We start from the raw sequence: 21,899 nt of genomic DNA on the forward strand, positions 1-21,899 counted from the left end.
GTCAGTCTCCCAGTCGCGTGAGGCTGACCCGAGCTACCGTGACCTGATCCTCTAGACGCACCGGTTCCCTGGAAATAAAGCGGACATTGAGCTGGTCAGCCGAGGTAATCCCGCCAAGGTGCAGGTTGTCGATGATATCGGTAATTTCAAATACCTGACTGATGCCCTGGCCGCCATGCCCAAGGTCCGTCCGGCTGGCCCGGCGCATGCCGAACAGCGCCAGCACGCCGGCACGCAACTCGGGGTGCTGGGCCGGGTCGGCGTCTTGTGGCAGGTTGATGTAGACCTCCAGCAGAATCGAATCGCGTTTGCCGCGAATGTTCTCCAGATTGAGGAATACCCGGTCCGGCGGGGTAAAGGTGGCGGCCAGGGTGTTGGCTTTCAGGCTGGTAAAGAGCTTTTGCGTACCCTGTTTGTCCAGCACCACGGTGGTCTGCACCGAATTGCCCACCAGGTCCAGTGGCGCCCGGTTGGCCCCGATCAACTCGCTGTTCTGGTCGTTGGCCATGGCTGCCTCCACATCGGAAAACTGTCGCAGCTGCTCCGTTGCCAGCCCCAACCGTGTCAGGCGCTGACGCAACACCGGTACCCTGGGCTCGACACTCGCCTGGATGTCATAGCGATAGTCGAGCTTGGGCGACAATGTATCGAGCACCTCCCCTACCTTGAATTTCCAGGGTTCACCGCTGACCGTTGGCACGATAAAGGCTCGGCCCAGACTCGGCGGACCGTTGTACCACTCGGGCTTATCGGGGTTTTGGTGATCCGGGTTGATGTCCAGCCAGACCTGCCACAACCGATCGATATTCGCGTGATGCAGCCAGAAGATGGGGTCCAGTGCAGCGGTGTCGGAGTCGGCCATCAAGCCGCCGACATGCTCACCACTGGCAGTCATGCCGTTACCACCCACCTCTCGGTGCACGACATTGTGCGGGCGTGACTCCAGGTCCCCGGCGATACCTTGGTTGTCATCATTGAAACCGGTCTGGGTGCCGCCAAAGCCTGGGGGATGTCCATTTTTGCCGCCTTCGAAAAACCTATTCTGCAGACAATCGAGGCCGATCTTGTCGGCCTCCAATAGAACCTTGCCATCACTGTCGGGCCCATATCGACGCTCGACATAGAGCGGATTCGGAGTAACGCCGTCCGGCAGGGTTTTCGCCGCGAAACAGGGTGGCATCTGCAAGCACTTGGCCGCTTCGTTGTAGTTCCAGTAAGGCAGTGCCCAGTCCTTGGGACCACCGAGCTGGACGATGGCGTCACGAACAATCTGTTCGAAGGACGCCAGGTACCCACGGTGCCAGGGCAAAAAGAACCAGGTCGCATGCTGGCATTGATCCCAATAGATCGCCGTCTCGGCCTCGGCAGGCAGTGTTTCATGCGGCTGCAGATAACCGGCTTGCGTCCACAAATCCTGATCAAAACCGTGAATCGCCGCGAGGAACCGCCAACTGGTGCGATCGGTGATCGGTCGCTGCTGCAGCACGCCGACGGCCTTGGCGTACCACAACAAGGTGTCATCCCAATCGCTGGTCAATTTCCAGACATCACGCCGAACATGAACCATGGCCTATCTCCCTGATAAAACCGCGTTGCGAAGGAAGGATTTCCTCCGCTGGCAACGCTAGATCAGGTGATATCAATCTGCCTGCCCGGCCCCGGTAAAAGCGGACCGATGACAGGCCGTTCGGCGGCTCGGCTCAGCGCCCGGAAAAACGCAGCCGCGAGAGCATGCGCAGGTCGCCGTCCAGGTAGTAGTCATTGCTCCAGCTGTCGTCCGCTGCCAGGGGCTGGACCTGCTTGAGGGCCAGTTGCTTGGCGAAGTAGCGGAAGCGGTAATGCTCGTAGAAGCGCAGCAGCTCCAGGCCATAGCGGTCCGCCAGGTCGGTGTCGCCGCGGATGATCAGGAAGTTCTCGTCATTGCTCTGGCTGGCGCCCACGCTGAGGTTGTGGCTGCCGCTGATGATCACCGGCGCCTCGCTGGTGAAGTCGGTGACTATGGCCTTGGTGTGCACCAGCAGGTTGCCCTTCTGGCCCTTGAGGCCTTCCTTGAGCCAGCCCTCCAGGCCGTTGTTGAGCAAGGCGGTGGCGGCGAACTCGGCGGTGCGATCGGCGTGGAAACCGGTGATGCGGCTGGCGGTGTTCTGCAGGCCGTAGCGCAGCACGTCGTCGTGGGGCTGGCCCAGCAGGGCATCGAGGATGCTGTCGGGCAAGGCAAAAGCAGTGACAAACAGCAGGTCGCGGCGAGCGCCGTTGATGATCTCGACGAACTGCGCCAGGTCGCCCTGCCCGCTGCGCGGGGAAAACCCGGCGAACAGCGGCGTATCGGGTTGCATGGGGTTGTTCTGGGTCAGCCATTGGCGCGTGGCGCCAACATCCGTGGGCGCCGCCCAGATCTGCTCGAATACCTCGAGGTAGTGCCCGGCAATGTCCCCGCGATCGAGGCTATGCAACACATTGGCCTGGCGATAGACGCCATTGGCGGTGAAGTTGGTGCTGCCGCAGAGCACCGCGCTGGGCTGGCGCTGGCCACTGGCGTCCAGGCGGCTGAGGACGATGAACTTGTCATGGAAAATGGCGTGGGTCACCCGCCCGCGCTTATTGGCGTCGGGCAGGTGCTGCAAGCTGGCCTGGTTGAGGGTGGTGTCGTCGTCACCGGGGCCGGCGTGGTACAGCACCCGCACCTGCACGCCGCGGTCGAAGGCGGCATTCACCGCCTCCACTATGGCTGCCAGCTGGTACTCGTAGATGGCGATATCCAGGCTCCAGCTGGCATCCGTGGCGCGCTGGATAAAGCCCAGCAGTTCCTCCAGCAGGCCGTTTTCCAGCCATTGCCGGGGCGCATCGGGCCAATCTTCGATGGCCAGGTTCTTGTTCGCGCTGAGCAAGGTGTCCAGCTCGGGAAACTTGCGCGAGAACGCCTGGCTGGCGGCCACCGCGCGGTTGAAGATCACCCGTTGCCCAGCGGGCTGGCCATTGTCGGCGGTGATGCTCAGGGCCAGGGATTCGCCCAGCTGCAACGCATCGGGGCTGCCGTACACCAGGTGCACCCGGTAGTTCTGGGTGGTGCCGGGGTTGACCGCGTAGTCGGCCCAGCGAAATTTCTGCAACGGCGCCTGATCGCTGGGGGTGGCGTTGTACTGGGGGAAGGTGTGGGCCTTGCCGGCAAAGGTCAGGCTATTGAACAGGAACAGCCAGGGCTTGCTGCCGGTCTGCTTCTCGATGGCAAAGCCCAGCAGCCCCTTGCGCCGGGAGGCATCCAGGTCCATGGCCAGGAGCACGCCATTGGTCCCGGCATAGGCCTTGACCCGGAAATCGTCCTTGTCGTTACGCACCAGTACCCGCATGGCATCACTCCTTGTGAAAGACAGCGCCAAGCGTAGTCGCTCCCGCGTGCGACGCACAGCAGTGCGGGTGAATGGCAGGGGCATGTGTCCGCGTTAGGGGCTGGGGCTGTCGATATGTCGGTATTCGGCGTCGAGCATCTGCGCCAGCTCCCGGGCACGGCCCAGGCGGATCGGGCCGCGTTCGATATCCAGCAGCAAGGTCGGGCAGTTGAGAGGCGCCAGGGCCGGCAGGCTTTTCAACCGACCATCGGTGATCAGCAGCACCCGCCGCTGCTCTGCCGGCAGCCGCCGTTGGCGCTGTTCCAGCCAGTGGCCGGCTTCATCCAGCGCCTGCAGCAAAGGCGTGCCGCCGCCAGCCGCCAGGCCATCGAGCCAATGCCCCAGGTCCTTGGAGGCTTTCAAGCCTTGCACCTGCCAACTGGGTGCACGGCCACTGGCGGTCAGCAGGGCCAACCGCGCGCGCTGGCGGTAGGCGTCGTCGAACAGTTGCGCCAGCACCCCTTTGGCGGCGCTCAGGGCGCCCTGTCGACGGGTCGAGGCGGAGGCATCCACCAGCACCAGCCACAGCTCATGGGGCGCACGCCGGCGCAGCTGGAACAGCAGGTCGTCGTGCTGGCGCGGGCGCCCCTTGAGCAGCGTGCCCGGCCAGTGGATGCGCCCTTCCCTGGCCAGGCGGCTGGCGCCATGCCGGCCCTGTTCCAACTGCCCGGCCCGGGGTTTGGCATCCGCCCCCCGGTCCGTACGGGGGCGGATGCCTAGGGCTTTTTTGGCCAGCTCGGCACTTCGCGACGGGCGCCCATGGGCTGTACCTGGGCCGGCATTTCGCCCCATTGGCCCTGGCCCTGATCCGGGTTGGCGCCTTGCGCCGCCTGCGGCTGGGGGCTGTGGGCCGCTTGCGGGGGCGTGGCCGGGGTCGAGCGGCGGCGGTGACGCAAGGCGAACTCGGCCACGGCGTCGATATCTTCCTCGGCAATCGCTGGCGCCCCCCGCCAGGCGGCGTGGGCCCGAGCCGCTCGCAGCCACACCAGGTCGGCGCGCAGGCCGTCCACCGCGGCGGCAAAACAGCGTTCGGTGATCAGCGCCAGGGCCTGATCATCCAGGGGAATGTTGTCCAGGGCCGTCCGCGCCTGCTGGCAGCGCTGGCGCAGCTCGGCCTGGGCGCCGGCCCAGTGGGCGCAGAAGCCTTGGGGGTCGCTGTCGAAATCCAGGCGTCGGCGGATGATCTGCCCCCGCTCCAGGGGCGCGGTCTGGCCACTCAAGGCGACGTTGAGGCCGAAACGGTCCAGCAGTTGCGGACGCAGTTCGCCCTCCTCCGGGTTCATGGTGCCAATCAGCACGAACTTCGCCGAATGGCGGTGGGAAATGCCGTCGCGCTCGATCAGGTTGGTGCCGCTAGCGGCCACGTCCAGCAGCAGGTCCACCAGGTGGTCGGGCAGCAGGTTGACCTCATCCACATAGAGCACCCCGCCATCGGCCTTGGCCAGCACCCCCGGGGAAAACTGCGCCCGGCCCTCGCCCAGGGCGGCGTCCAGATCCAGGGTGCCCACCAGGCGTTCCTCGGTGGCGCCCAGGGGCAAGGTGACGAACTGCCCGCTGGCCAGCAGGTCGGCCAGGCCCCGGGCCAGGGTCGACTTGGCCATACCCCGCGGGCCTTCGATCAGCACACCACCGATCTTCGGGTCGATGGCGGTCAGGCACAGGGCCAGTTTCAGGGCATCGGCGCCGACCACGGCGGACAGCGGGAAATGCGGGGTGTCGCTCATATCGGGGTCTCGCTTGGGTCGGGTCTTGGGGTGTTCGGGAAATTGCTTTCGCGAGCTCGCTCCTACAGGTGGTGCATTGCTCTTGTGGGAGCGAGCTTGCTCGCGATCGAGTGCGCAGCACTCGCCGCATCAGCCGTCCTCTTCAATATCCAGCAGCAAATGCTCCAGGGCTTCACGATAATCCCCGGGTTCCTGCCACAGGCCACGCTGCTGGGCTTCCAGCAAACGCTCGGTCATGTCCCGCAGGGCGTGGGGATTATGCTGGCGGACGAACTCCCGGGTCGAGTCGTCCAGCAGGTAGGCATCGGCCAGCAGGGCGTACTGATGATCGTCGATCAGCTCGGTGGTGGCGTCGAAGGCGAACAGGTTGTCCAGGGTCGCAGCCATTTCGAAGGCGCCCTTGTAGCCATGGCGCTTGACCCCTTCGATCCACTTCGGGTTGGCCGCCCGGGAACGGATCACCCGGTTCAACTCTTCCTTGAGGGTGCGGATCTTCGGCAGGTCGGGCTGGCTGTGGTCGCCGTGGTAGCTGGCGGCCTGGGTGCCGCGCAGGCTTTCCACCGCCGCCAGCATGCCGCCCTGGAACTGGTAGTAGTCGTTGGAATCCAGCAGGTCGTGCTCGCGGTTGTCCTGGTTCTGCAGCACTGCCTGCACCTGGCCCAGGCGGGTGGCGAACTGCTCGCGGGCGGCACAGCCTTCATCGCTGCCGCCATAGGCGTAGCCACCCCAGTTCAGGTAGACCTCGGCCAGGTCTTCGCGGCTCTGCCACAGGCGGCCGTCGATGGCGCCCTGGACTCCGGCGCCATAGGCACCGGGCTTGGCGCCGAAGATCCGCCAGCCGGCCTGGCGCGCGGCGCTGTCCGGGTCCAGGCCCGAGGCCTCCAGGGCTTCGCGCTCGGCCCGCACCCGGGCCGCCAGGGGGTTCATGTCCGCCGGCTCGTCGAGGGCCGCCACCGCTTGCACCGCCGCGTCGAACAGGCGGATCAGGTTGGCGAAGGCGTCGCGGAAGAAGCCGGAGATACGCAGGGTGACATCCACCCGGGGCCGGTCCAGCAGGCTCAGGGGCAGGATCTCGAAATCGTCGACCCGCTGACTGCCGGTGGCCCACACCGGGCGCACGCCCATCAGGGCCATGGCCTGGGCGATATCATCGCCGCCGGTGCGCATGGTGGCGGTGCCCCACACCGACAGGCCCAGGTGTCGCAGGTGGTCGCCGTGGTCCTGCAGGTGGCGTTCGAGAATCAGGCTGGCGGACTGGAAACCGATGCGCCAGGCGGTGGTGGTGGGCAGGTTGCGCACGTCCACCGAGTAGAAATTGCGCCCGGTGGGCAGCACGTCGAGACGCCCGCGGCTGGGCGCGCCGCTGGGCCCGGCGGGTACGAATCGCCCACCCAGGGCAGCCAGCAGGCCATGCATTTCCGCCGGGCCGCAGGCGTCCAGGCGTGGCGCTACCAGCTCGCGCAAGGCCTGCATAATCACCTGCACCGGCTCCCAGCCGGCCTCCTCCAACTGGGCCACCGGGCCCTTGAGCGCGGCCTCGATCAACTGCCCGGCATAGAGTTCCAGGCGTTCGCGGGTATCGCCGGCAGTGCGCCACAGGGCATCACCAAGCTGGCGCAAGGGCAGCGGCCGGCGCCCGGTCCAGGGCTCGGCCAGGGCGCAGTCCAGCGGGTCGAAGCCCAGGTTGAAGGCCTTGGCCAGGGCCCGCAGCAGGCTGGAGTGGGGGCCCTTGCCGTCGCCCCGGGGAATGCGCAGCAAGGCCAGCAGGGTATCGATGCGCAGGCGCCCCGTGGGGGACTCGCCGAACACATGCAGGCCGTCGCGGATCTGCGATTCCTTGAGGTCGCAGAGGTAGGTGTCCAGGCGCGGCAGCCAGAGCGCCGCGTCGGCGTCGCTGTCCAGCTGCCCGTCCAGTTGCAGCTCGCGGTCGATATGGGTTTCGCGCACCAGGCGCAGAATGTCCCGCTGCAGCTCCCGGGCCCGGCGCGGGTCCAGCAGCTGGGCTTCGTAGTATTCGTCGGCCAGCAGTTCCAGGTTGCGCAGCGGGCCGTAGGTTTCGGCGCGGGTCAGCGGCGGCATCAGGTGGTCGATGATCACCGCCTGGGTGCGGCGCTTGGCCTGGGCACCCTCCCCCGGGTCGTTGACGATAAACGGATAGATGTTCGGCAGCGGGCCCAGCAGCGCATCGGGCCAGCACTGCTCGGACAGGCCGACACCCTTGCCCGGCAGCCACTCCAGGTTGCCGTGCTTGCCGACATGGATCACCCCATGGGCGCCGTACACCTGGCGCAACCAGAAGTAGAACGCCAGGTAGCCGTGGGGCGGCACCAGGTCCGGGTCGTGGTACACCGCGCTGGGGTCCACTTGATAGCCCCGGGCCGGCTGGATGCCGACAAAGCTCAGGCCCAGGCGCAGGCCGGCCACCATCAACCGCCCATCGCGGCACATCGGGTCCTGCTGTGGCGGGCCCCAGCGCTCCAGCACTGCTTGGCGGTTGGCCTCGGGCAGGGCTTGGAACATCCGCAGGTAGTCGTCCATCGCCAGGCTTTGCTGGCAGGGCCGCAGGTCGAGGCTTTCCAGGTCGTTGCTGACCCCGCCCAGCAACTGCTGGATCAGCTCGGTGCCGCTGGCCGGCAGTTCGCTCGCCAGCGGATAGCCCTCGGCCTGCAGGGCCCTGAGGATATTCAGCGCCGCCGCCGGGGTGTCCAGGCCCACGCCGTTGCCGATGCGGCCATCCCGGGTCGGGTAGTTGGCCAGCACCAGGGCGATGCGTTTTTCGCCATTGGGTAAACGCCCCAGCTCGACCCAGCGCCGCGCCAGCTCGGCAACGAAATCCATGCGCTCGGGCTGGCCGCGGTAGCAGACCACGTCCGACTGGCTGCGCTCGCTGCGCCAGGCCAGGTCCTTGAAGCTGATGGGCCGGGTGATGATGCGCCCGTCGAGCTCCGGCAAGGCGATGTGCATGGCCAGGTCCCGCGGGCCCAGGCCCTGTTCGCTGTCCCGCCAGCCGGGTTCGTTGTCCTGGGCGCAAATCGCCTGGAGCACCGGGATATCACGGCGGAACGGCCGCAGGTGCGGGGCCTCCGGGCTGGACTGGGCAAACCCGGTGGTGTTGATGATCACCCCGGCACCGGCCTGTTCCAGCCAGTCTTCGACCTGGCTCAGGCAGCCGGGTTCCTTGAGGCTGGCCACAGCGATCGGCAGCGGGTTGAGCCCCGCGGCCTGCAGGCGCTGGCAGAACAGATCGATAAAGGCGGTATTGGCCGCCTGCAGGTGAGAGCGGTAGAACAGCAAGGCCGCCACCGCCTGCCCGGGCTGCCAGTCGGCTTGCCAGTGGCCGAGGCTCGCCTGGCTTTTAAGGGGGTGGTAGATCGCCGTGCGTGGCAGGGCCTGGGGTTCATCCCAGGGGTAGTCGCGGCCCAGCAGGCCGGCCAGGCAACGGTAGAAATTCAGCGCGTTGTCGCGCCCGCCCTGGCGCAGAAACTGCCACAGGCGGTCGCGCTCGGCGGCTGGCAAGGTGCTCAGGTCGCTGAGTTCCGGGTCGGGGCGGTCGTCCCCCGGCATCAGGATCAACTGCACACCGCGCCGCGACAGCTCCACCAGTTGCTCGACGCCATAGCGCCAATAGGCAATGCCGCCGTGCAGGGAAATCAGAATCAGCTTGGCGTGGCGCAGCACCTGGTCGACATAAAGGTCCACCGAGGCGTGGTTCTGCACCTGCATGGGGTTGGCCAGGCGCAGGCTGGGGTAGTCCGCGGGCAATTGCTCGGCGGCCTCCGCCAGCAACGCCAGGCTGGAATCGCCGCTGCACAGGATCACCAGCTCGGCGGGGGTTTGTCCAAGGTCGGCAATGTTGTCATCCGAGACGAAACCACCGGGCTGGGTCCTGAGCAGGTGCATGGGTCAGGCGCCGAGGGCGGCGCGCAGTTGCGCTTCCAGCTGGGCGGCGTCCAGCTCCTGGCCGATCAGCACCAGGCGCGTGGTGCGGGCTTCGTCGGCGCCCCACTTACGGTCGAAGTGCTTGTCGAAACGGGTGCCCACGCCCTGGATCAGCAGGCGCATCGGCTTGCCGGGGATGGCCGCGAAGCCCTTGACCCGGAGGATGCCGTGCTTGACCACCAGTTGGGTCAGGGCGTCCAGCAGCAGGCTTTCATCGGCCTCGGGCAGTTCGATGGAGATCGAGTCGAAGGCGTCGTGATCGTGGTCGTCGTGATCGTCATCGCCGTCGTGGTGATGGTCGTGGTGGCTGTGGCGGCCATCGATATGTTCCTCGGAACCGGCGCCCAGGCCCAGCAACACGTCCAGCGGCAGGCGACCGCTGCTGGCTTCGATGACCTTGACCGCCGGCGGCAGCTCCTCGGCCACTTCCAGGCGCACCTTGGCCAGGTCTGCGGGGTTGATCAGGTCGGTCTTGTTGAGAATCACCAGGTCGGCGCTGGACAGTTGGTCGGCGAACAGCTCATGCAGGGGCGATTCGTGGTCCAGGTTGGGGTCGAGCTTGCGCTGGGCGTCCACTTGATCGGGGAAGGCGGCGAAGGTGCCGGCGGCCACGGCCGGGCTGTCGACCACGGTGATCACCGCATCCACAGTGCAGGCGCTACGGATTTCCGGCCACTGGAAGGCCTGCACCAGGGGCTTGGGCAAGGCCAGGCCACTGGTTTCGATAAGGATATGGTCGAGATCGCCACGGCGCGCCACCAGCTCGCGCATCACCGGGAAGAACTCTTCCTGCACGGTGCAACACAGGCAGCCGTTGGCCAGCTCATAGACCCGGCCACTGGCCTCTTCCTCGGTGCAGCCGATGGAGCACTGCTTGAGAATTTCGCCGTCGATGCCCAGCTCGCCGAACTCGTTGACGATCACCGCGATGCGCCGCCCCTGGGCGTTGTCCAGCATGTGCCGCAGCAGGGTGGTCTTACCCGAACCAAGGAAGCCGGTGACGATGGTGACAGGGAGTTTGGCCAGTGTTTTCATCGGATGCCCCTTGGCAAAGGTGGCGGGCATAGGAGACGAGAACCGCAGCGCGAAGGCGCGCGGAGATTTCGCCACCGGATCACCCCGCCCGGTTGTAGTGAAAGTCTTGGATCGAGGCAGGTCTCCTGGCTGGGGGCTGGCCAGTCATTGGACTGACGGTTCCTGCGCCTTCCCGCTGGCGTCCTGGACGCGCTTGCAGTGGCCTTGCAGAAATCAAACCCTTCACAGTTGCGGGGGCAGCCGCGGCTTGAACCGCGTTCCCATCTTAGCTCCGGCTCAGGGCCAAAGAACCTCAATCGCGCAAGGCTACGCAGAGCGCGGGGGGCGGTCAATCGGCAATTGACGGCCCTGCCCCGCCCATGATCTCCTACACAACTTGTTACGGGTGCCCTTCACAGGGTGAAACGGGAAATCGGTGAATCACGGGCTTGAACAGGCCGTGCCAGTCCGATGCTGCCCCCGCAACGGTAAGCGAGCGAAGTGTCAAAGCCACTGTGCCCAGTGCATGGGAAGGCGACACTTGCCGGCATGGCGTGCATGACAGACACGGCCCCTGCCCCTCGCGAGCCCGGAGACCGGCCCGCAATACCAAATAACAAACCCGCGGTGGGCGGGCGCTGTTGCAAACCCTGCGTGGGCCTCACGCGGGGTTTTCCTGCGCCGCTTGCCGCTGACATTCCAGAGGGAAGCGCCATGTCGATCATCAGCAGCACCAGCAGCCATTCCGCCAGCAGCACCAGCACCCTGGGCCAGCGCCTGGTGGCCGCCATCAGCGCCTCGATCCTCGGCGCCTGCCTGGTGTACTTCGCCGGTTTCTCGCATATCGAAGCGGTGCACAACGCCGCCCACGACACCCGCCACAGCGCCGCCTTCCCTTGCCACTGAGACCTGCCGCCATGTTCAAGCGCATTGCCCAGACTGCAGGCTTCACCGGCCTGCTGGCCGCCCTGCTGCTGACCCTGCTGCAAAGCTTCTGGGTCGCCCCGCTGATTCTCCAGGCGGAAACCTACGAGAAGGCCCCGGCGGCCGAAGTTCATCAACATGCCGAAGGCGCCATGGCCGGCCATAGCCACGACGCCGAAGCCTGGGAACCGGAAGACGGCTGGCAGCGCGTGCTGTCCACCACCGGCGGCAACCTGGTGGTGGCCGTGGGCTTCGCCCTGATGCTGGCCGGCCTCTACACCCTGCGCGCGCCCAACCGCACCTCCCAGGGCCTGCTCTGGGGCCTGGCCGGTTACGCCACCTTCTGCCTGGCGCCAACCCTGGGCCTGCCGCCGGAGCTGCCGGGCACCGCCGCCGCCGACCTGGTGCAGCGGCAGATCTGGTGGGTCGGTACTGCCGCCTCCACCGCAGTGGGCATCGCGCTGATGGTGTTCGCCGGCAACTGGCTGCTCAAAGCCCTGGGCGCGGCGATCCTGGTGGTGCCCCATGTAATCGGCGCGCCACAGCCGGAAGTGCACTCGATGCTGGCGCCAGAGGCGCTGGAAGCGCAGTTCAAGATCGCCTCGCAACTGACCAACGCCGCTTTCTGGCTGGCCCTGGGACTGATCAGCGCCTGGCTGTTCCGTCGCGACCGCTACTCGGCATGATCGCAACCCGCGCAGCGCCGACCCTGGTGGTCGGCCTGGGCTGCCAGAAAGGCTGCCCGGCGAGCACGCTGCGCGAGTTGCTGGAACAGGTGCTTGCCGCCCATCGCCTGGAGCATCGGCAACTGGCGGCCCTGGCCAGCATCGACCTGAAGCGCAGCGAACCGGGCCTGCTGCAACTGGCCGAACAGCTGAGGCTGCCGCTGACCTGTTTCAGCAGTGCGCAACTGGCGCCCTACGCCCTGCGCCTGAGCCATCGTTCGCAGATCGCCTACGAACGCACCGGCTGCTACGGGGTGGCCGAAAGCGCGGCCCTGGCCATGGCCGAACAGTTGCATCCGGCCCCGGTGCAACTGCTGATTACCCGGCAAAAATACGCCCAGGCCACCCTGGCCATGGCCGCCTGGCGCTGAAATCGCCGATAATCCCCGCCCTTGATCATGAGCGTTGCTCATCTGAAGCCCCGCTCCCGCCCCTTTTGCACAGGACCACGGCATGACCGTCTATTTCATCGGCGCCGGCCCCGGCGACCCGGAGCTGATCACCGTCAAGGGCCAGCGCCTGATCCACAGTTGCCCGGTGATCATCTATGCCGGCTCCCTGGTGCCCCAGGCAGTACTCGAAGGCCACAGTGCCGTGCAGGTGATCAACAGCGCCGAGCTGCACCTGGAGCAGATCATCCAGGCCATCAGCCAGGCCCATGCCCTGGGCCAGGATGTGGCCCGGGTGCACTCCGGCGACCCGAGCCTGTATGGCGCCATCGGCGAGCAGATCCGCTGCCTGCGGGCGCTGGGCATTCCCTTTGAAATCGTCCCCGGGGTCACCGCCACCGCGGCCTGCGCGGCGTTGCTGGAAGCCGAGCTGACCCTGCCGGATGTGTCCCAGAGCGTGATCCTGACCCGCTACGCGGACAAGACCGCGATGCCCGCCGGCGAGGAATTCGCCAGCCTGGCGGCCCATGGCGCCACCATGGCGATTCACCTGGGGGTCAATCACCTGCAGAACATTGTTGCCGAACTGCTGCCCCACTACGGCGCCGACTGCCCGATTGCCGTGGTGCACCGGGCCACCTGGCCGGACCAGGATTGGGTACTGGGCACCCTGGCGGACATCGTCGACAAGGTGGCGGCCAAGGGTTTCCGGCGTACGGCGCTGATTCTGGTAGGTCGAGTGCTGGCCACGGATGCCTTCAGCGAGTCGTCGCTGTATCGCGCCGGACACGCGCACCTGTATCGCCCGTAACAGGCATAAAAAAACGGCGCTCACGGGGCGCCGTTTTTCATGCCGCAGCGAACGCCTTAGTAGTAGGCGTTTTCTTTCTGCGTGTGGTCGGTGACGTCACGCACGCCCTTGAGCTCGGGAATACGCTCGAGCAGGGTACGTTCGATCCCTTCCTTGAGGGTCACATCGGCCTGGCCGCACCCCTGGCAACCACCACCGAACTGCAGCACGGCGATGCCGTCGTCGACCACTTCGATCAGGCTGACCTGGCCGCCGTGGCTGGCCAGCCCCGGGTTGATCTCGGTTTGCAGGTAGTAGTTGATGCGCTCGTTGATCGGGCTGTCGGCATTGACCATCGGCACCTTGGCGTTGGGCGCCTTGATGGTCAGCTGGCCGCCCATGCGGTCGGTGGCGTAGTCGACCACCGCATCATCGAGGAAGCCTTCGCTGAAGGCGTCGATGTAGGCGGTGAAGCTTTTCAGGCCCAGGGCCTTGTCTTCGGGCTTCTCTTCGCCGGGCTTGCAATAGGCGATGCAGGTCTCGGCGTACTGAGTGCCTGGCTGGGTGATGAAGATGCGGATGCCGATCCCCGGGGTGTTCTGCTTGGATAGCAGATCAGCCAGATAATCGTGGGCGGCGTCGGTAATGGTTATGGCGCTCATAGTGGTTCCTCGCAGACGTGGGCGCAGTTTACGCCAATCGTCGCCGCTGACAAAGTCCTAGTATTTTGCTCGGGATAGACCTTGGTATAAGGTCGCCCCGGGCTTTGCAAAAGGTGGCCCGGGGCTCTGTTTCAGAGGTTTTCGTAGCGGTTCATGTCCATGACCCCGGCTTCCACCGGGTCGGTTTCCTGCAAGTAGCGGGTCTGGTCATGGAAGTACTGCCAGAACTGCGGATGGCTGCGGCGGATACCCCAGCGCTCGACGATCTTCTCGAAGCTGGCGCCGTCGCGGGCTTCCTGCATGGCCTGGACAAAGGCCGGCACCTGCGCCGAGGGCACATTGAACATGAAGTTCGGGTAGCTGCTGAGTATCCCCGGGAAGATCGTCAGGGTGTCCAGCCCCGGCTGATAGCGCAGCGACTCGCCGAGCATGAAGGCCACGTTACTGTGGGCGCGGTTGCGCATCATGCTGTAGAACTCGCGCTTGCCGCTTGGCGCCTGGATGCGCAGCAAGGTGGTTTCCGGCAACTGCTCGATCACCTTGAGCCCCGCCGCCGGGCGCGCCGCCAAGGCGCTCAGGGCCTGTTCGGCGTCCTGCAGCGCAGGGTCGATATTGGGCCGCGAGCAGTAGGCGCTGGCGCAACGGTTGATTGGGTCGGGCTTGGCGTTGAGCTCGCCGTAGCGGGCCAGCAGCTGGTTGGCGAAGTCTTTCTTCGGGTCCTTGGGGTCGAGCTTCAGGGCACTGCGCTTGCTGTCGTCGATGGACTCGTAATCCAGCCACATCTTGAACTTGCCGCTGTTCTGGTACCAGTCGTCGAGGAAGTCCTCGCGGGTGCCGGCGGGCATCAGGCGCAGGAAGTTCTGCTCGGCGCCATTGCGGATCAGGTCGAAGTACAGGCGGGTCTGGGCCTGGTGCGAAACGTTGCCGAACACATCGAAATTCACTGCCAGCTGGTAATAGGTGCGCTCCAGCAAGGGGTAGTCGAACAACCACAGGGTCTGCGGCACCTCGCCGATCAGGCCCTTGGTCACCGAGGCGCTGTCGAAGTGGCGGAAGATGCTCAGCAGCGCGTTGTCGTTGCCGGCCCAGAGGGTCGACCAGCTCGGTGCCGGCACCTCGGCATAAGCGTCGCGGCGCAGCGCCTCGTACTCGTTGCGCTTGTCGCGGTAGGCCAGCCACAGGCTGAGCACACTGCCCACGTCGTCGTTCTGTCCGGGCATGGCCAGCAGCGGCGTGGCCTGGCCGCGATAGGCCGGATCGGTAATGTACAGGTCGTGCTCCGGGGCCTGGAACAGCGCCCAGAAGTTGTCACGGATCACGTCGGTGGCGATCTGCCCGCGGCACACCGGGCCGCGGATAAAGGTGCGCACGAAGTACTCGGCGTTATCCAGCATGAACTGGTAGCGGGCCTTGGCCGGGATCGCCTCGAAGGTCTCGAAGGGGTTGGCCCGGCGTGCCGGCCCGTAGCCCGGCAGGGCCGTGACCTGCCAGTCGCCGCTGTAGAACAGGGTCTTGACCCGGGCCATCTTCGCCGCGCTCAGCGGGTAGGTGATGTGGGTCTTGTGCACGATCACCCCCTGCACCGGCCACAGGCGGTAGTACACCTGGGTGCCCGGGTCGTCGTTGGGGCGGCGGGTGTTGATCAGGTCGATGGGCTGGCCGCTGGGGGTGCGCGAGCGTACCCACTGGAAGAAGTGCCCCGGCTCACCGCCTTCGAAATAGATATGGGCCAGGAACCAGTGTTCGAACAGCCAGCGCGCCACCAGGCTCTCGCGGGCGCCGGGGGCATTCAGCAGGTTTTCCCACTGCGCCACTTGCAGCGTTTCCCGGGCGCTGGGGGCCAGGCCCTGCTCGTCGATCGGCGCGCCCGAGGCCAGCCAGCGCTGCAGGGTCTGGTATTGCTGGTCGGTCAGGCCGGTGACCGCGAGCGGCATGCCTTCCTTGGGATGGGCGCTGGCGTAGCCGTCGAATTCCGCTGGTTGCGGGCACATGTTCTCGCGACCCAGACCCAGGACGATTTCGCTCGGCAACTTGGCATTGGGCTGCAGCGGCGTGCGGTGGCCCAGCTCCAGCATGCGCGCCATCAGCGCCGCCTGGCTGCCCTGGGCGTCGAGCACCGAATAGAAACCCTGGCGCTGCCAGGCCGCCTTGCCGCTGGCGTCATAGAACAGCCGCGTGGGCGCCTGGGCCTTGCTGCGCTCGCCGTCGTACACCGGAATTTTCGAAGCGCCGCGCCCTGCCCCTTCGCCACTGCCCAGGTTGAGCTGACAGGCGGAGTCGTAGCAGGCATGGCAGGCCACGCACTTCTCGGTGAAGATCGGCTGAATGTCGCGGGTGTAGGAAATCGCCGGCGCCGGACCTTGCGCCATGCACATTGAACTCAGAAGCAACAGCAGGCTGCTGACGGCAAAACGATACGGCATGTCCCTGGTCCCGAAAATGAAAACGCGGCGATTCTACCGGTCTCGTCGCCCTACCAACATGAGCGATATTCATGCAAAACCCGCGCATGCCGCAAAACCATGCAGGTTTGCTATGATCCACGCCCTTCGTAATGGCCCTACCAGGTAGTTCTCATGTCTGACCGCAGTGCTCGCCTCCACGCCCTCCAGCAAGCCCTCAAAGAGCGCATTCTGATTCTCGACGGCGGCATGGGCACCATGATCCAGAGCTACAAGCTCGAGGAGCAGGACTACCGTGGCAAGCGTTTCGCCGACTGGCCCAGCGACGTCAAGGGCAACAACGACCTGTTGGTGATCACCCGTCCGGACGTGATCGGAGGCATCGAGAAAGCCTACCTGGATGCCGGTGCCGACATCCTCGAGACCAACACCTTCAATGCCACGCGCATTTCCATGGCTGACTACGGCATGGAAGAACTGGCCTACGAACTCAACGTAGAAGGCGCACGGCTGGCGCGCAAGGTGGCCGACGCCAAGACCCTGGAGAACCCAGGCAAGCCGCGCTTCGTCGCCGGCGTGCTGGGCCCTACCAGCCGCACCTGCTCGCTGTCGCCGGACGTCAACAACCCGGGCTATCGCAACGTCACCTTCGATGAACTGGTGGAAAACTACACCGAGGCTACCAAGGGCCTGATCGAAGGTGGTGTCGACCTGATCCTGATCGAAACCATCTTCGACACCTTGAACGCCAAGGCGGCGATCTTCGCCGTGCAGGGCGTGTTCGAGGAGCTGGGCGTCGAACTGCCAATCATGATCTCCGGGACCATCACCGACGCCTCGGGCCGGACGCTTTCCGGGCAGACCACCGAGGCCTTCTGGAACTCCGTGGCCCACGCCAAGCCGATCTCGGTGGGCCTGAACTGCGCCCTGGGTGCCAGTGAGCTGCGGCCCTACCTGGAAGAGCTGTCGAACAAGGCCAGCACCCACGTTTCCGCGCACCCCAACGCCGGCCTGCCCAACGAGTTCGGCGAGTACGACGAGCTGCCGGAACAAACCGCCAAGGTCATCGAGGAGTTCGCCCAGAGCGGTTTCCTCAACATCGTCGGCGGCTGCTGCGGCACCACCCCGGGGCATATCGGCGCCATCGCCAAGGCCGTGGCCGGCTACGCCCCGCGGCAGATCCCGGAGATTCCCAAGGCCTGCCGCCTGTCGGGCCTGGAGCCGTTCACCATCGATCGCAGCTCGCTGTTCGTGAACGTCGGCGAACGCACCAACATCACCGGTTCCGCCAAGTTCGCCCGGCTGATCCGCGAGGACAACTACACCGAAGCCCTGGAAGTGGCCCTGCAGCAGGTGGAAGCCGGCGCCCAGGTGATCGACATCAACATGGACGAGGGCATGCTGGATTCGAAGAAGGCGATGGTCACCTTCCTCAATCTGATTGCCGGCGAGCCGGATATTTCCCGGGTGCCGATCATGATCGACTCCTCCAAGTGGGAAGTGATCGAAGCCGGCCTCAAGTGCATCCAGGGCAAGGGCATCGTCAACTCCATCAGCATGAAGGAAGGCGTCGAACAGTTCATTCACCATGCCAAGCTGTGCAAGCGCTATGGCGCCGCAGTGGTGGTGATGGCCTTCGACGAGGTCGGCCAGGCCGACACCGAGGCGCGCAAGAAGGAAATCTGCAAGCGCTCCTACGACATCCTGGTCAATGAAGTGGGCTTCCCGCCGGAAGACATCATCTTCGACCCGAACATTTTCGCCGTGGCCACCGGCATCGAGGAACACAACAACTACGCGGTGGACTTCATCAACGCCTGCGCCTATATCCGCGACGAGCTGCCCTATGCCCTGAGCTCTGGCGGCGTGTCCAACGTGTCGTTCTCGTTCCGCGGCAACAACCCGGTGCGCGAGGCGATCCACTCGGTGTTCCTGCTGTACGCGATCCGCAACGGCCTGACCATGGGCATCGTCAACGCCGGCCAACTGGAGATCTACGACCAGATCCCGCAGCAGCTGCGTGACGCCGTGGAAGACGTGATCCTCAACCGCACTCCGGAAGGCACCGACGCCCTGCTGGCGATCGCCGACCAGTTCAAGGGCGATGGCAGTGTCAAGGAAGCCGAGACCGAGGAATGGCGCAGCTGGGAAGTCAACAAGCGCCTGGAGCATGCCTTGGTCAAGGGCATCACCAGCCATATCGTCGAGGACACCGAAGAATCGCGCCAAAGCTTCAGCCGGCCGATCGAGGTGATCGAAGGCCCGCTGATGTCCGGCATGAACGTGGTTGGCGACCTGTTCGGCGCCGGCAAGATGTTCCTGCCCCAGGTGGTGAAATCCGCCCGGGTGATGAAGCAGGCGGTGGCGCACCTGATTCCCTTTATCGAGCTGGAGAAAGGCGACAAGCCGGAAGCCAAGGGCAAGATCCTCATGGCCACGGTCAAGGGCGACGTGCACGACATTGGCAAGAACATTGTCGGTGTGGTGCTGGGCTGCAACGGCTACGACATCGTCGACCTCGGGGTGATGGTGCCGGCGGAGAAGATCCTCCAGGTGGCCAAGGAACAGAAGTGCGACATCATCGGTCTTTCCGGGCTGATCACCCCGTCCCTGGACGAGATGGTCCATGTCGCCCGCGAAATGCAGCGCCAGGATTTCCACCTGCCGCTGATGATCGGTGGCGCCACCACCTCCAAGGCCCACACCGCGGTGAAGATCGAGCCCAAGTACAGCAATGATGCGGTGGTCTACGTCACCGATGCCTCCCGCGCCGTGGGCGTGGCCACCCAGTTGCTGTCCAAGGAGCTCAAGGCCGGTTTCGTCGACAAGACCCGGGAAGAATACGTGGAGGTGCGCGAACGCACCGCCAACCGCAGCGCCCGCACCGAGCGCCTGAGCTACGCCGCGGCCATCGCCAAGAAGCCGCAGTTCGACTGGGCCGGGTACCAGCCGGTCAAGCCGAGCTTCACCGGCGCCCGGGTGCTGGACAATATCGACCTCAAGGTGCTGGCCGAATACATCGACTGGACACCGTTCTTCATCTCCTGGGACCTGGCTGGCAAGTTCCCGCGCATCCTCGAGGACGAGGTGGTGGGTGAAGCCGCCACCGCGCTGTACCAGGACGCCCGGGAGATGCTCGACAAGCTGATCGACGAGAAGCTGATCAGCGCCCGCGCGGTGTTCGGTTTCTGGCCGGCCAACCAGGTGCAGGATGACGACCTGGAAGTCTATGGCGACGATGGCCAGCCCCTGGCTCGCTTGCACCACTTGCGCCAGCAGATCATCAAGACCGACGGCAAGCCGAACTTCTCCCTGGCCGACTTCGTGGCGCCCAAGGACAGCGGCATTACCGACTACGTGGGCGGCTTTATCACCACCGCAGGGATCGGCGCCGAGGAAGTGGCCAAGGCCTACCAGGATGCCGGTGACGACTACAACTCGATCATGGTCAAGGCCCTGGCCGACCGCCTGGCCGAGGCCTGCGCCGAGTGGCTGCACCAGCAGGTGCGCAAGGACTACTGGGGTTACGCTCAGGACGAGGTGCTGGACAACGAGGCGCTGATCAAGGAGCAGTACAGCGGCATCCGCCCTGCCCCGGGCTACCCGGCCTGCCCCGACCACACCGAGAAAAGCACCCTGTTCGCCCTGCTCGACCCCGAGGCCAGCGAAGGCCGCGCGGGCCGCAGCGGCGTGTTCCTGACCGAGCACTACGCCATGTTCCCGGCGGCAGCGGTCAGCGGCTGGTACTTCGCTCATCCGCAGGCGCAGTACTTTGCCGTGGGCAAGGTCGACAAGGACCAGGTGCAGAGCTACACCGAGCGCAAGGGCCAGGACCTGGCCGTGAGCGAACGCTGGCTGGCGCCGAACCTGGGCTACGACAACTGATCGACCGCCCGCACCTGTAGGAGCCGGCTTGCCGGCGAAGAGGCCCGAGAGCCCTGCACTGCACTCTCGAACACCTTCGCCGGCAAGCCGGCTCCTGCGTTATTGATTGCCCCCAACACTGCAGCCTGCATTGTCTATGCTCTGTTGACACTCCACAGTGTCGAGGGATTTATGGACGAGCCAAGCAAGGACAATCAGCCTCCGACCTTCCTGCAAATGATGCAAAGCGTGCTGGCCGCGGCCTTCGGCGTGCAGAGCGGGAAGAACCGCGCCCGCGACTTCAGCCACGGCAAGCCCAGCCACTTCATCGTGCTGGGCATTCTCTTCACCACCCTGTTCGTGCTGGTGCTGCTGGGGATTGCCAAGCTGGCGATGCACCTGGCCGGGGTCTGAAGCCCTCAGCGCAACAGCAGCTGCAAACCGAAGGGGTAGCGGTAGCTGTCCGGCTTGCCTTGGGCGGACAGCCCGCGAAAGTCGAAATGGGTGCCGACCTGATCGCCCTTTTGCAGCAACTGCCGGGCCTGGGCCGGGGTCAGTGACTGGAACAGTGACAGGTGCCAATCCGGGCCACCCAGGCGCTGGGCATCCAGGCCCAGGGCATCGTCATGCAGGGCCACCAGGGCCCAGCCACCGAGGGTGAAGTGCCCGGCCATCAGCACCGATAATTGCCCGTCGATCAAGGCCTGCAAGGCTGCGGGGGAACTGTTGACCCCGCTGAACAGCAGATCGGCCCCGGGCTTGCGCCCCAACTCCCGGGCAGCGTCCATGGCCCCCAGGGCCATCTCATCGTTGGCCGACCAGATCAGCCGGGCCTGCGGATAACGCACCAGCAACTGCTGCGCCTGGCTGTAGGCGCGCTGGCGATTCCATTCGCCGTAGACCAATTGGCGCAATTGCACCTGCGGGTGCTCGGCTAGGGCCCGACGCAGGCCACGTTCGCGCAACTGTGCCGCAGGCGTGACCTTGAGCCCGGAAAACGCCAGCAACTCGATCGCCTGCCCGTCCGGCACCGGGCCGAGCTTGCGCAGCAACTCATTGAGCATCCGATAACCAGCTTCCTCATCGTCGCCGACCATGCTGCCGACCCAGTCGGAATACTTGTGCTGGCTTTGCCCAATCAGCTCCCGCTGGTCCAGGGTCAGCGGGCTGTTGACGATAAACAGCTTGATCCCGGCGCCCTGGGACAGGCGCAGGATCTGCGGCGCAACGTACTGCTCGTTGACCAGCATCAGGTAATCGGGCTTGTTCGGGCCCTGGAGAATTTCCCGGGCCTGGTCGAGGGTGTTTTGCGGGTTGCGCTCGGCGTAGAGGATGCGCAGTTCCATGCCCAGGTCGCGAGCGGCGGCCTGCATGAACTGCGAGTAACTGACCCAGAAGGTTTCCGTTGAATTGCCGGGGTTGAGAAACACCACCGACGTGGCCTGGGCCACCGTGCAGAACGGCAGACTCAGGCACAGTACCCACTTGCACAAAACCTTGAACATCGTGAAAAGAGCCCCAGAAAAATCCCCGGCAGTATAACTGGCAAAACACTGGCCAACGGCTATAGATTGCGGGTTTTGTCCGACAATCCGGGCTCTATTGTTGAGTGGTACTACTGGTGGCTGACCCAAAACACGGCCGTACCCACGACCAGTATGATCAGAAAGAGAATGGCCCAAGCATCAACGCTACTGTCACTTTTTCTAGCTTTGGTAGGAGGGTTCATAGCATCGCCTCTAGTAGATTTTGTCGGTGACTGCTCAAACACAGGGCACAGTTAAGCCCAGTATTGCCCCTACCACAAATGGGGTTACTGTCACGCCCCTACCGTTAGTCGTTTTGGTTCTTTGCATATACTCAAACATCACTTTTGCGCATAACCGCAAACTGGTATCGTTCGGCGGCTCCGTTGGGAGTGCGCGGCCGTGCGCGCAGAGATTGCTTACATGGGTGACGTTGAGCGTGAACGCAGGCAGGACGAGGTGAAACCGGTGCAAGCCCCGGTCGACGCCAGTCGGCACAACATAGCCAAGCCGTTTACCGCAGTATTTGCCGAGTGCGCTTCGGCGCCACCTGT

15 protein-coding genes and 2 riboswitches are annotated in these 21,899 nt (G+C 65.1%); of the genes, 6 read left to right on the top strand and 9 right to left on the bottom strand.

The window, feature by feature from the left end; translation table 11 throughout:
- Position 1 precedes the first annotated feature (1 nt).
- The 6 genes from J4P02_RS21185 to cobW all read right to left on the bottom strand — a co-directional run bounded on the left by J4P02_RS21185 (position 2) and on the right by cobW (position 10,084).
- A complete protein-coding gene (locus J4P02_RS21185; RefSeq protein WP_426193866.1) occupies positions 2 to 1,537 on the bottom strand; it encodes a tyrosinase family protein in 1,536 nt (511 codons plus the stop codon).
- Between the two features lie 163 nt (positions 1,538 to 1,700).
- Positions 1,701 to 3,347, bottom strand: a complete 1,647-nt coding sequence (locus J4P02_RS21190; protein WP_426193868.1) for a phospholipase D-like domain-containing protein — start codon at positions 3,345 to 3,347, stop codon at positions 1,701 to 1,703.
- Positions 3,348 to 3,440: 93 nt separating this feature from the next.
- Complete coding sequence (locus J4P02_RS21195) at positions 3,441 to 4,178, bottom strand: vWA domain-containing protein (RefSeq protein WP_426193870.1); 738 nt, start codon at positions 4,176 to 4,178, stop codon at positions 3,441 to 3,443.
- Positions 4,103 to 5,110 carry an ATP-binding protein gene (locus J4P02_RS21200; RefSeq protein WP_426193872.1) on the bottom strand — a complete coding sequence of 336 codons (1,008 nt, stop codon included), beginning with the start codon at positions 5,108 to 5,110 and terminating at the stop codon, positions 4,103 to 4,105. The genes J4P02_RS21195 and J4P02_RS21200 overlap by 76 nt, the downstream gene beginning before the upstream one ends.
- Before the next feature lie 129 nt (positions 5,111 to 5,239).
- A complete protein-coding gene (cobN, locus tag J4P02_RS21205) occupies positions 5,240 to 9,010 on the bottom strand; it encodes a cobaltochelatase subunit CobN (RefSeq protein WP_426193874.1) in 3,771 nt (1,256 codons plus the stop codon).
- A gap of 3 nt (positions 9,011 to 9,013) precedes the next feature.
- Positions 9,014 to 10,084 carry a cobalamin biosynthesis protein CobW gene (gene cobW / locus J4P02_RS21210; protein WP_426193876.1) on the bottom strand — a complete coding sequence of 357 codons (1,071 nt, stop codon included), beginning with the start codon at positions 10,082 to 10,084 and terminating at the stop codon, positions 9,014 to 9,016.
- 98 nt (positions 10,085 to 10,182) lie between these two features.
- Positions 10,183 to 10,394, bottom strand: a riboswitch (cobalamin riboswitch).
- Between the two features lie 56 nt (positions 10,395 to 10,450).
- A riboswitch (cobalamin riboswitch) is annotated at positions 10,451 to 10,682 on the top strand.
- A 95-nt stretch (positions 10,683 to 10,777) separates the two neighbouring features.
- On the opposite strand from cobW, the gene J4P02_RS21215 reads away from it, so the two are divergent.
- From J4P02_RS21215 to cobM, 4 genes are all read left to right on the top strand, one after another.
- Positions 10,778 to 10,969 (top strand): CbtB domain-containing protein, encoded by a 192-nt coding sequence (locus J4P02_RS21215; RefSeq protein WP_426193878.1) that lies wholly within the window; start codon positions 10,778 to 10,780, stop codon positions 10,967 to 10,969.
- Between the two features lie 11 nt (positions 10,970 to 10,980).
- Entirely contained in the window at positions 10,981 to 11,673 is a 693-nt protein-coding gene (locus J4P02_RS21220; RefSeq protein WP_426193880.1) for a CbtA family protein, read from the top strand.
- Positions 11,670 to 12,083, top strand: a complete 414-nt coding sequence (locus J4P02_RS21225; protein WP_426193882.1) for a cobalamin biosynthesis protein — start codon at positions 11,670 to 11,672, stop codon at positions 12,081 to 12,083. The genes J4P02_RS21220 and J4P02_RS21225 overlap by 4 nt, the downstream gene beginning before the upstream one ends.
- Before the next feature lie 82 nt (positions 12,084 to 12,165).
- The gene (cobM, locus tag J4P02_RS21230) at positions 12,166 to 12,912 is read left to right on the top strand and encodes a precorrin-4 C(11)-methyltransferase (protein ID WP_426193884.1); all 747 of its coding nucleotides are present in this window, start codon (positions 12,166 to 12,168) and stop codon (positions 12,910 to 12,912) included.
- A gap of 56 nt (positions 12,913 to 12,968) precedes the next feature.
- Here cobM and nfuA read toward each other — a convergent pair whose 3' ends face one another.
- Together nfuA and J4P02_RS21240 are read right to left on the bottom strand one after the other, a co-directional pair.
- The gene (nfuA, locus tag J4P02_RS21235; RefSeq protein ID WP_426193886.1) at positions 12,969 to 13,553 is read right to left on the bottom strand and encodes a Fe-S biogenesis protein NfuA; all 585 of its coding nucleotides are present in this window, start codon (positions 13,551 to 13,553) and stop codon (positions 12,969 to 12,971) included.
- 131 nt (positions 13,554 to 13,684) lie between these two features.
- A complete protein-coding gene (locus J4P02_RS21240; RefSeq protein ID WP_426193888.1) occupies positions 13,685 to 15,976 on the bottom strand; it encodes a fatty acid cis/trans isomerase in 2,292 nt (763 codons plus the stop codon).
- A 153-nt stretch (positions 15,977 to 16,129) separates the two neighbouring features.
- Between J4P02_RS21240 and metH the strand changes: the two genes are divergently transcribed.
- Both metH and J4P02_RS21250 read left to right on the top strand, forming a co-directional pair.
- Positions 16,130 to 19,840 (top strand): methionine synthase, encoded by a 3,711-nt coding sequence (metH, locus tag J4P02_RS21245; protein WP_426193890.1) that lies wholly within the window; start codon positions 16,130 to 16,132, stop codon positions 19,838 to 19,840.
- A gap of 171 nt (positions 19,841 to 20,011) precedes the next feature.
- A complete protein-coding gene (locus J4P02_RS21250; protein WP_426193892.1) occupies positions 20,012 to 20,233 on the top strand; it encodes a DUF2970 domain-containing protein in 222 nt (73 codons plus the stop codon).
- A 5-nt stretch (positions 20,234 to 20,238) separates the two neighbouring features.
- Here the strand turns inward: J4P02_RS21250 and J4P02_RS21255 are convergent, their stop codons facing one another.
- Positions 20,239 to 21,324 (bottom strand): ABC transporter substrate-binding protein, encoded by a 1,086-nt coding sequence (locus J4P02_RS21255; RefSeq protein ID WP_426193894.1) that lies wholly within the window; start codon positions 21,322 to 21,324, stop codon positions 20,239 to 20,241.
- Between the last annotated feature and the right edge of the window lie 575 nt (positions 21,325 to 21,899).

It is taken from the genome of Pseudomonas sp. NFXW11 (assembly GCF_049887815.1).
Classification (GTDB): Bacteria; Pseudomonadota; Gammaproteobacteria; order Pseudomonadales; family Pseudomonadaceae; genus Aquipseudomonas.

Bases quoted from the DNA above. Each gene is read 5' to 3' on its own strand.
- J4P02_RS21190 (WP_426193868.1), bottom strand. From the start codon at position 3,347: ATGCGGGTACTGGTGCGTAACGACAAGGACGATTTCCGGGTCAAGGCC.
- J4P02_RS21195 (WP_426193870.1), bottom strand. From the start codon at position 4,178: ATGGGGCGAAATGCCGGCCCAGGTACAGCCCATGGGCGCCCGTCGCGA.
- J4P02_RS21200 (WP_426193872.1), bottom strand. From the start codon at position 5,110: ATGAGCGACACCCCGCATTTCCCGCTGTCCGCCGTGGTCGGCGCCGAT.
- cobN (WP_426193874.1), bottom strand. From the start codon at position 9,010: ATGCACCTGCTCAGGACCCAGCCCGGTGGTTTCGTCTCGGATGACAAC.
- cobW (WP_426193876.1), bottom strand. From the start codon at position 10,084: ATGAAAACACTGGCCAAACTCCCTGTCACCATCGTCACCGGCTTCCTT.
- J4P02_RS21215 (WP_426193878.1), top strand. From the start codon at position 10,778: ATGTCGATCATCAGCAGCACCAGCAGCCATTCCGCCAGCAGCACCAGC.
- J4P02_RS21220 (WP_426193880.1), top strand. From the start codon at position 10,981: ATGTTCAAGCGCATTGCCCAGACTGCAGGCTTCACCGGCCTGCTGGCC.
- J4P02_RS21225 (WP_426193882.1), top strand. From the start codon at position 11,670: ATGATCGCAACCCGCGCAGCGCCGACCCTGGTGGTCGGCCTGGGCTGC.
- cobM (WP_426193884.1), top strand. From the start codon at position 12,166: ATGACCGTCTATTTCATCGGCGCCGGCCCCGGCGACCCGGAGCTGATC.
- nfuA (WP_426193886.1), bottom strand. From the start codon at position 13,553: ATGAGCGCCATAACCATTACCGACGCCGCCCACGATTATCTGGCTGAT.
- J4P02_RS21240 (WP_426193888.1), bottom strand. From the start codon at position 15,976: ATGCCGTATCGTTTTGCCGTCAGCAGCCTGCTGTTGCTTCTGAGTTCA.
- metH (WP_426193890.1), top strand. From the start codon at position 16,130: ATGTCTGACCGCAGTGCTCGCCTCCACGCCCTCCAGCAAGCCCTCAAA.
- J4P02_RS21250 (WP_426193892.1), top strand. From the start codon at position 20,012: ATGGACGAGCCAAGCAAGGACAATCAGCCTCCGACCTTCCTGCAAATG.
- J4P02_RS21255 (WP_426193894.1), bottom strand. From the start codon at position 21,324: ATGTTCAAGGTTTTGTGCAAGTGGGTACTGTGCCTGAGTCTGCCGTTC.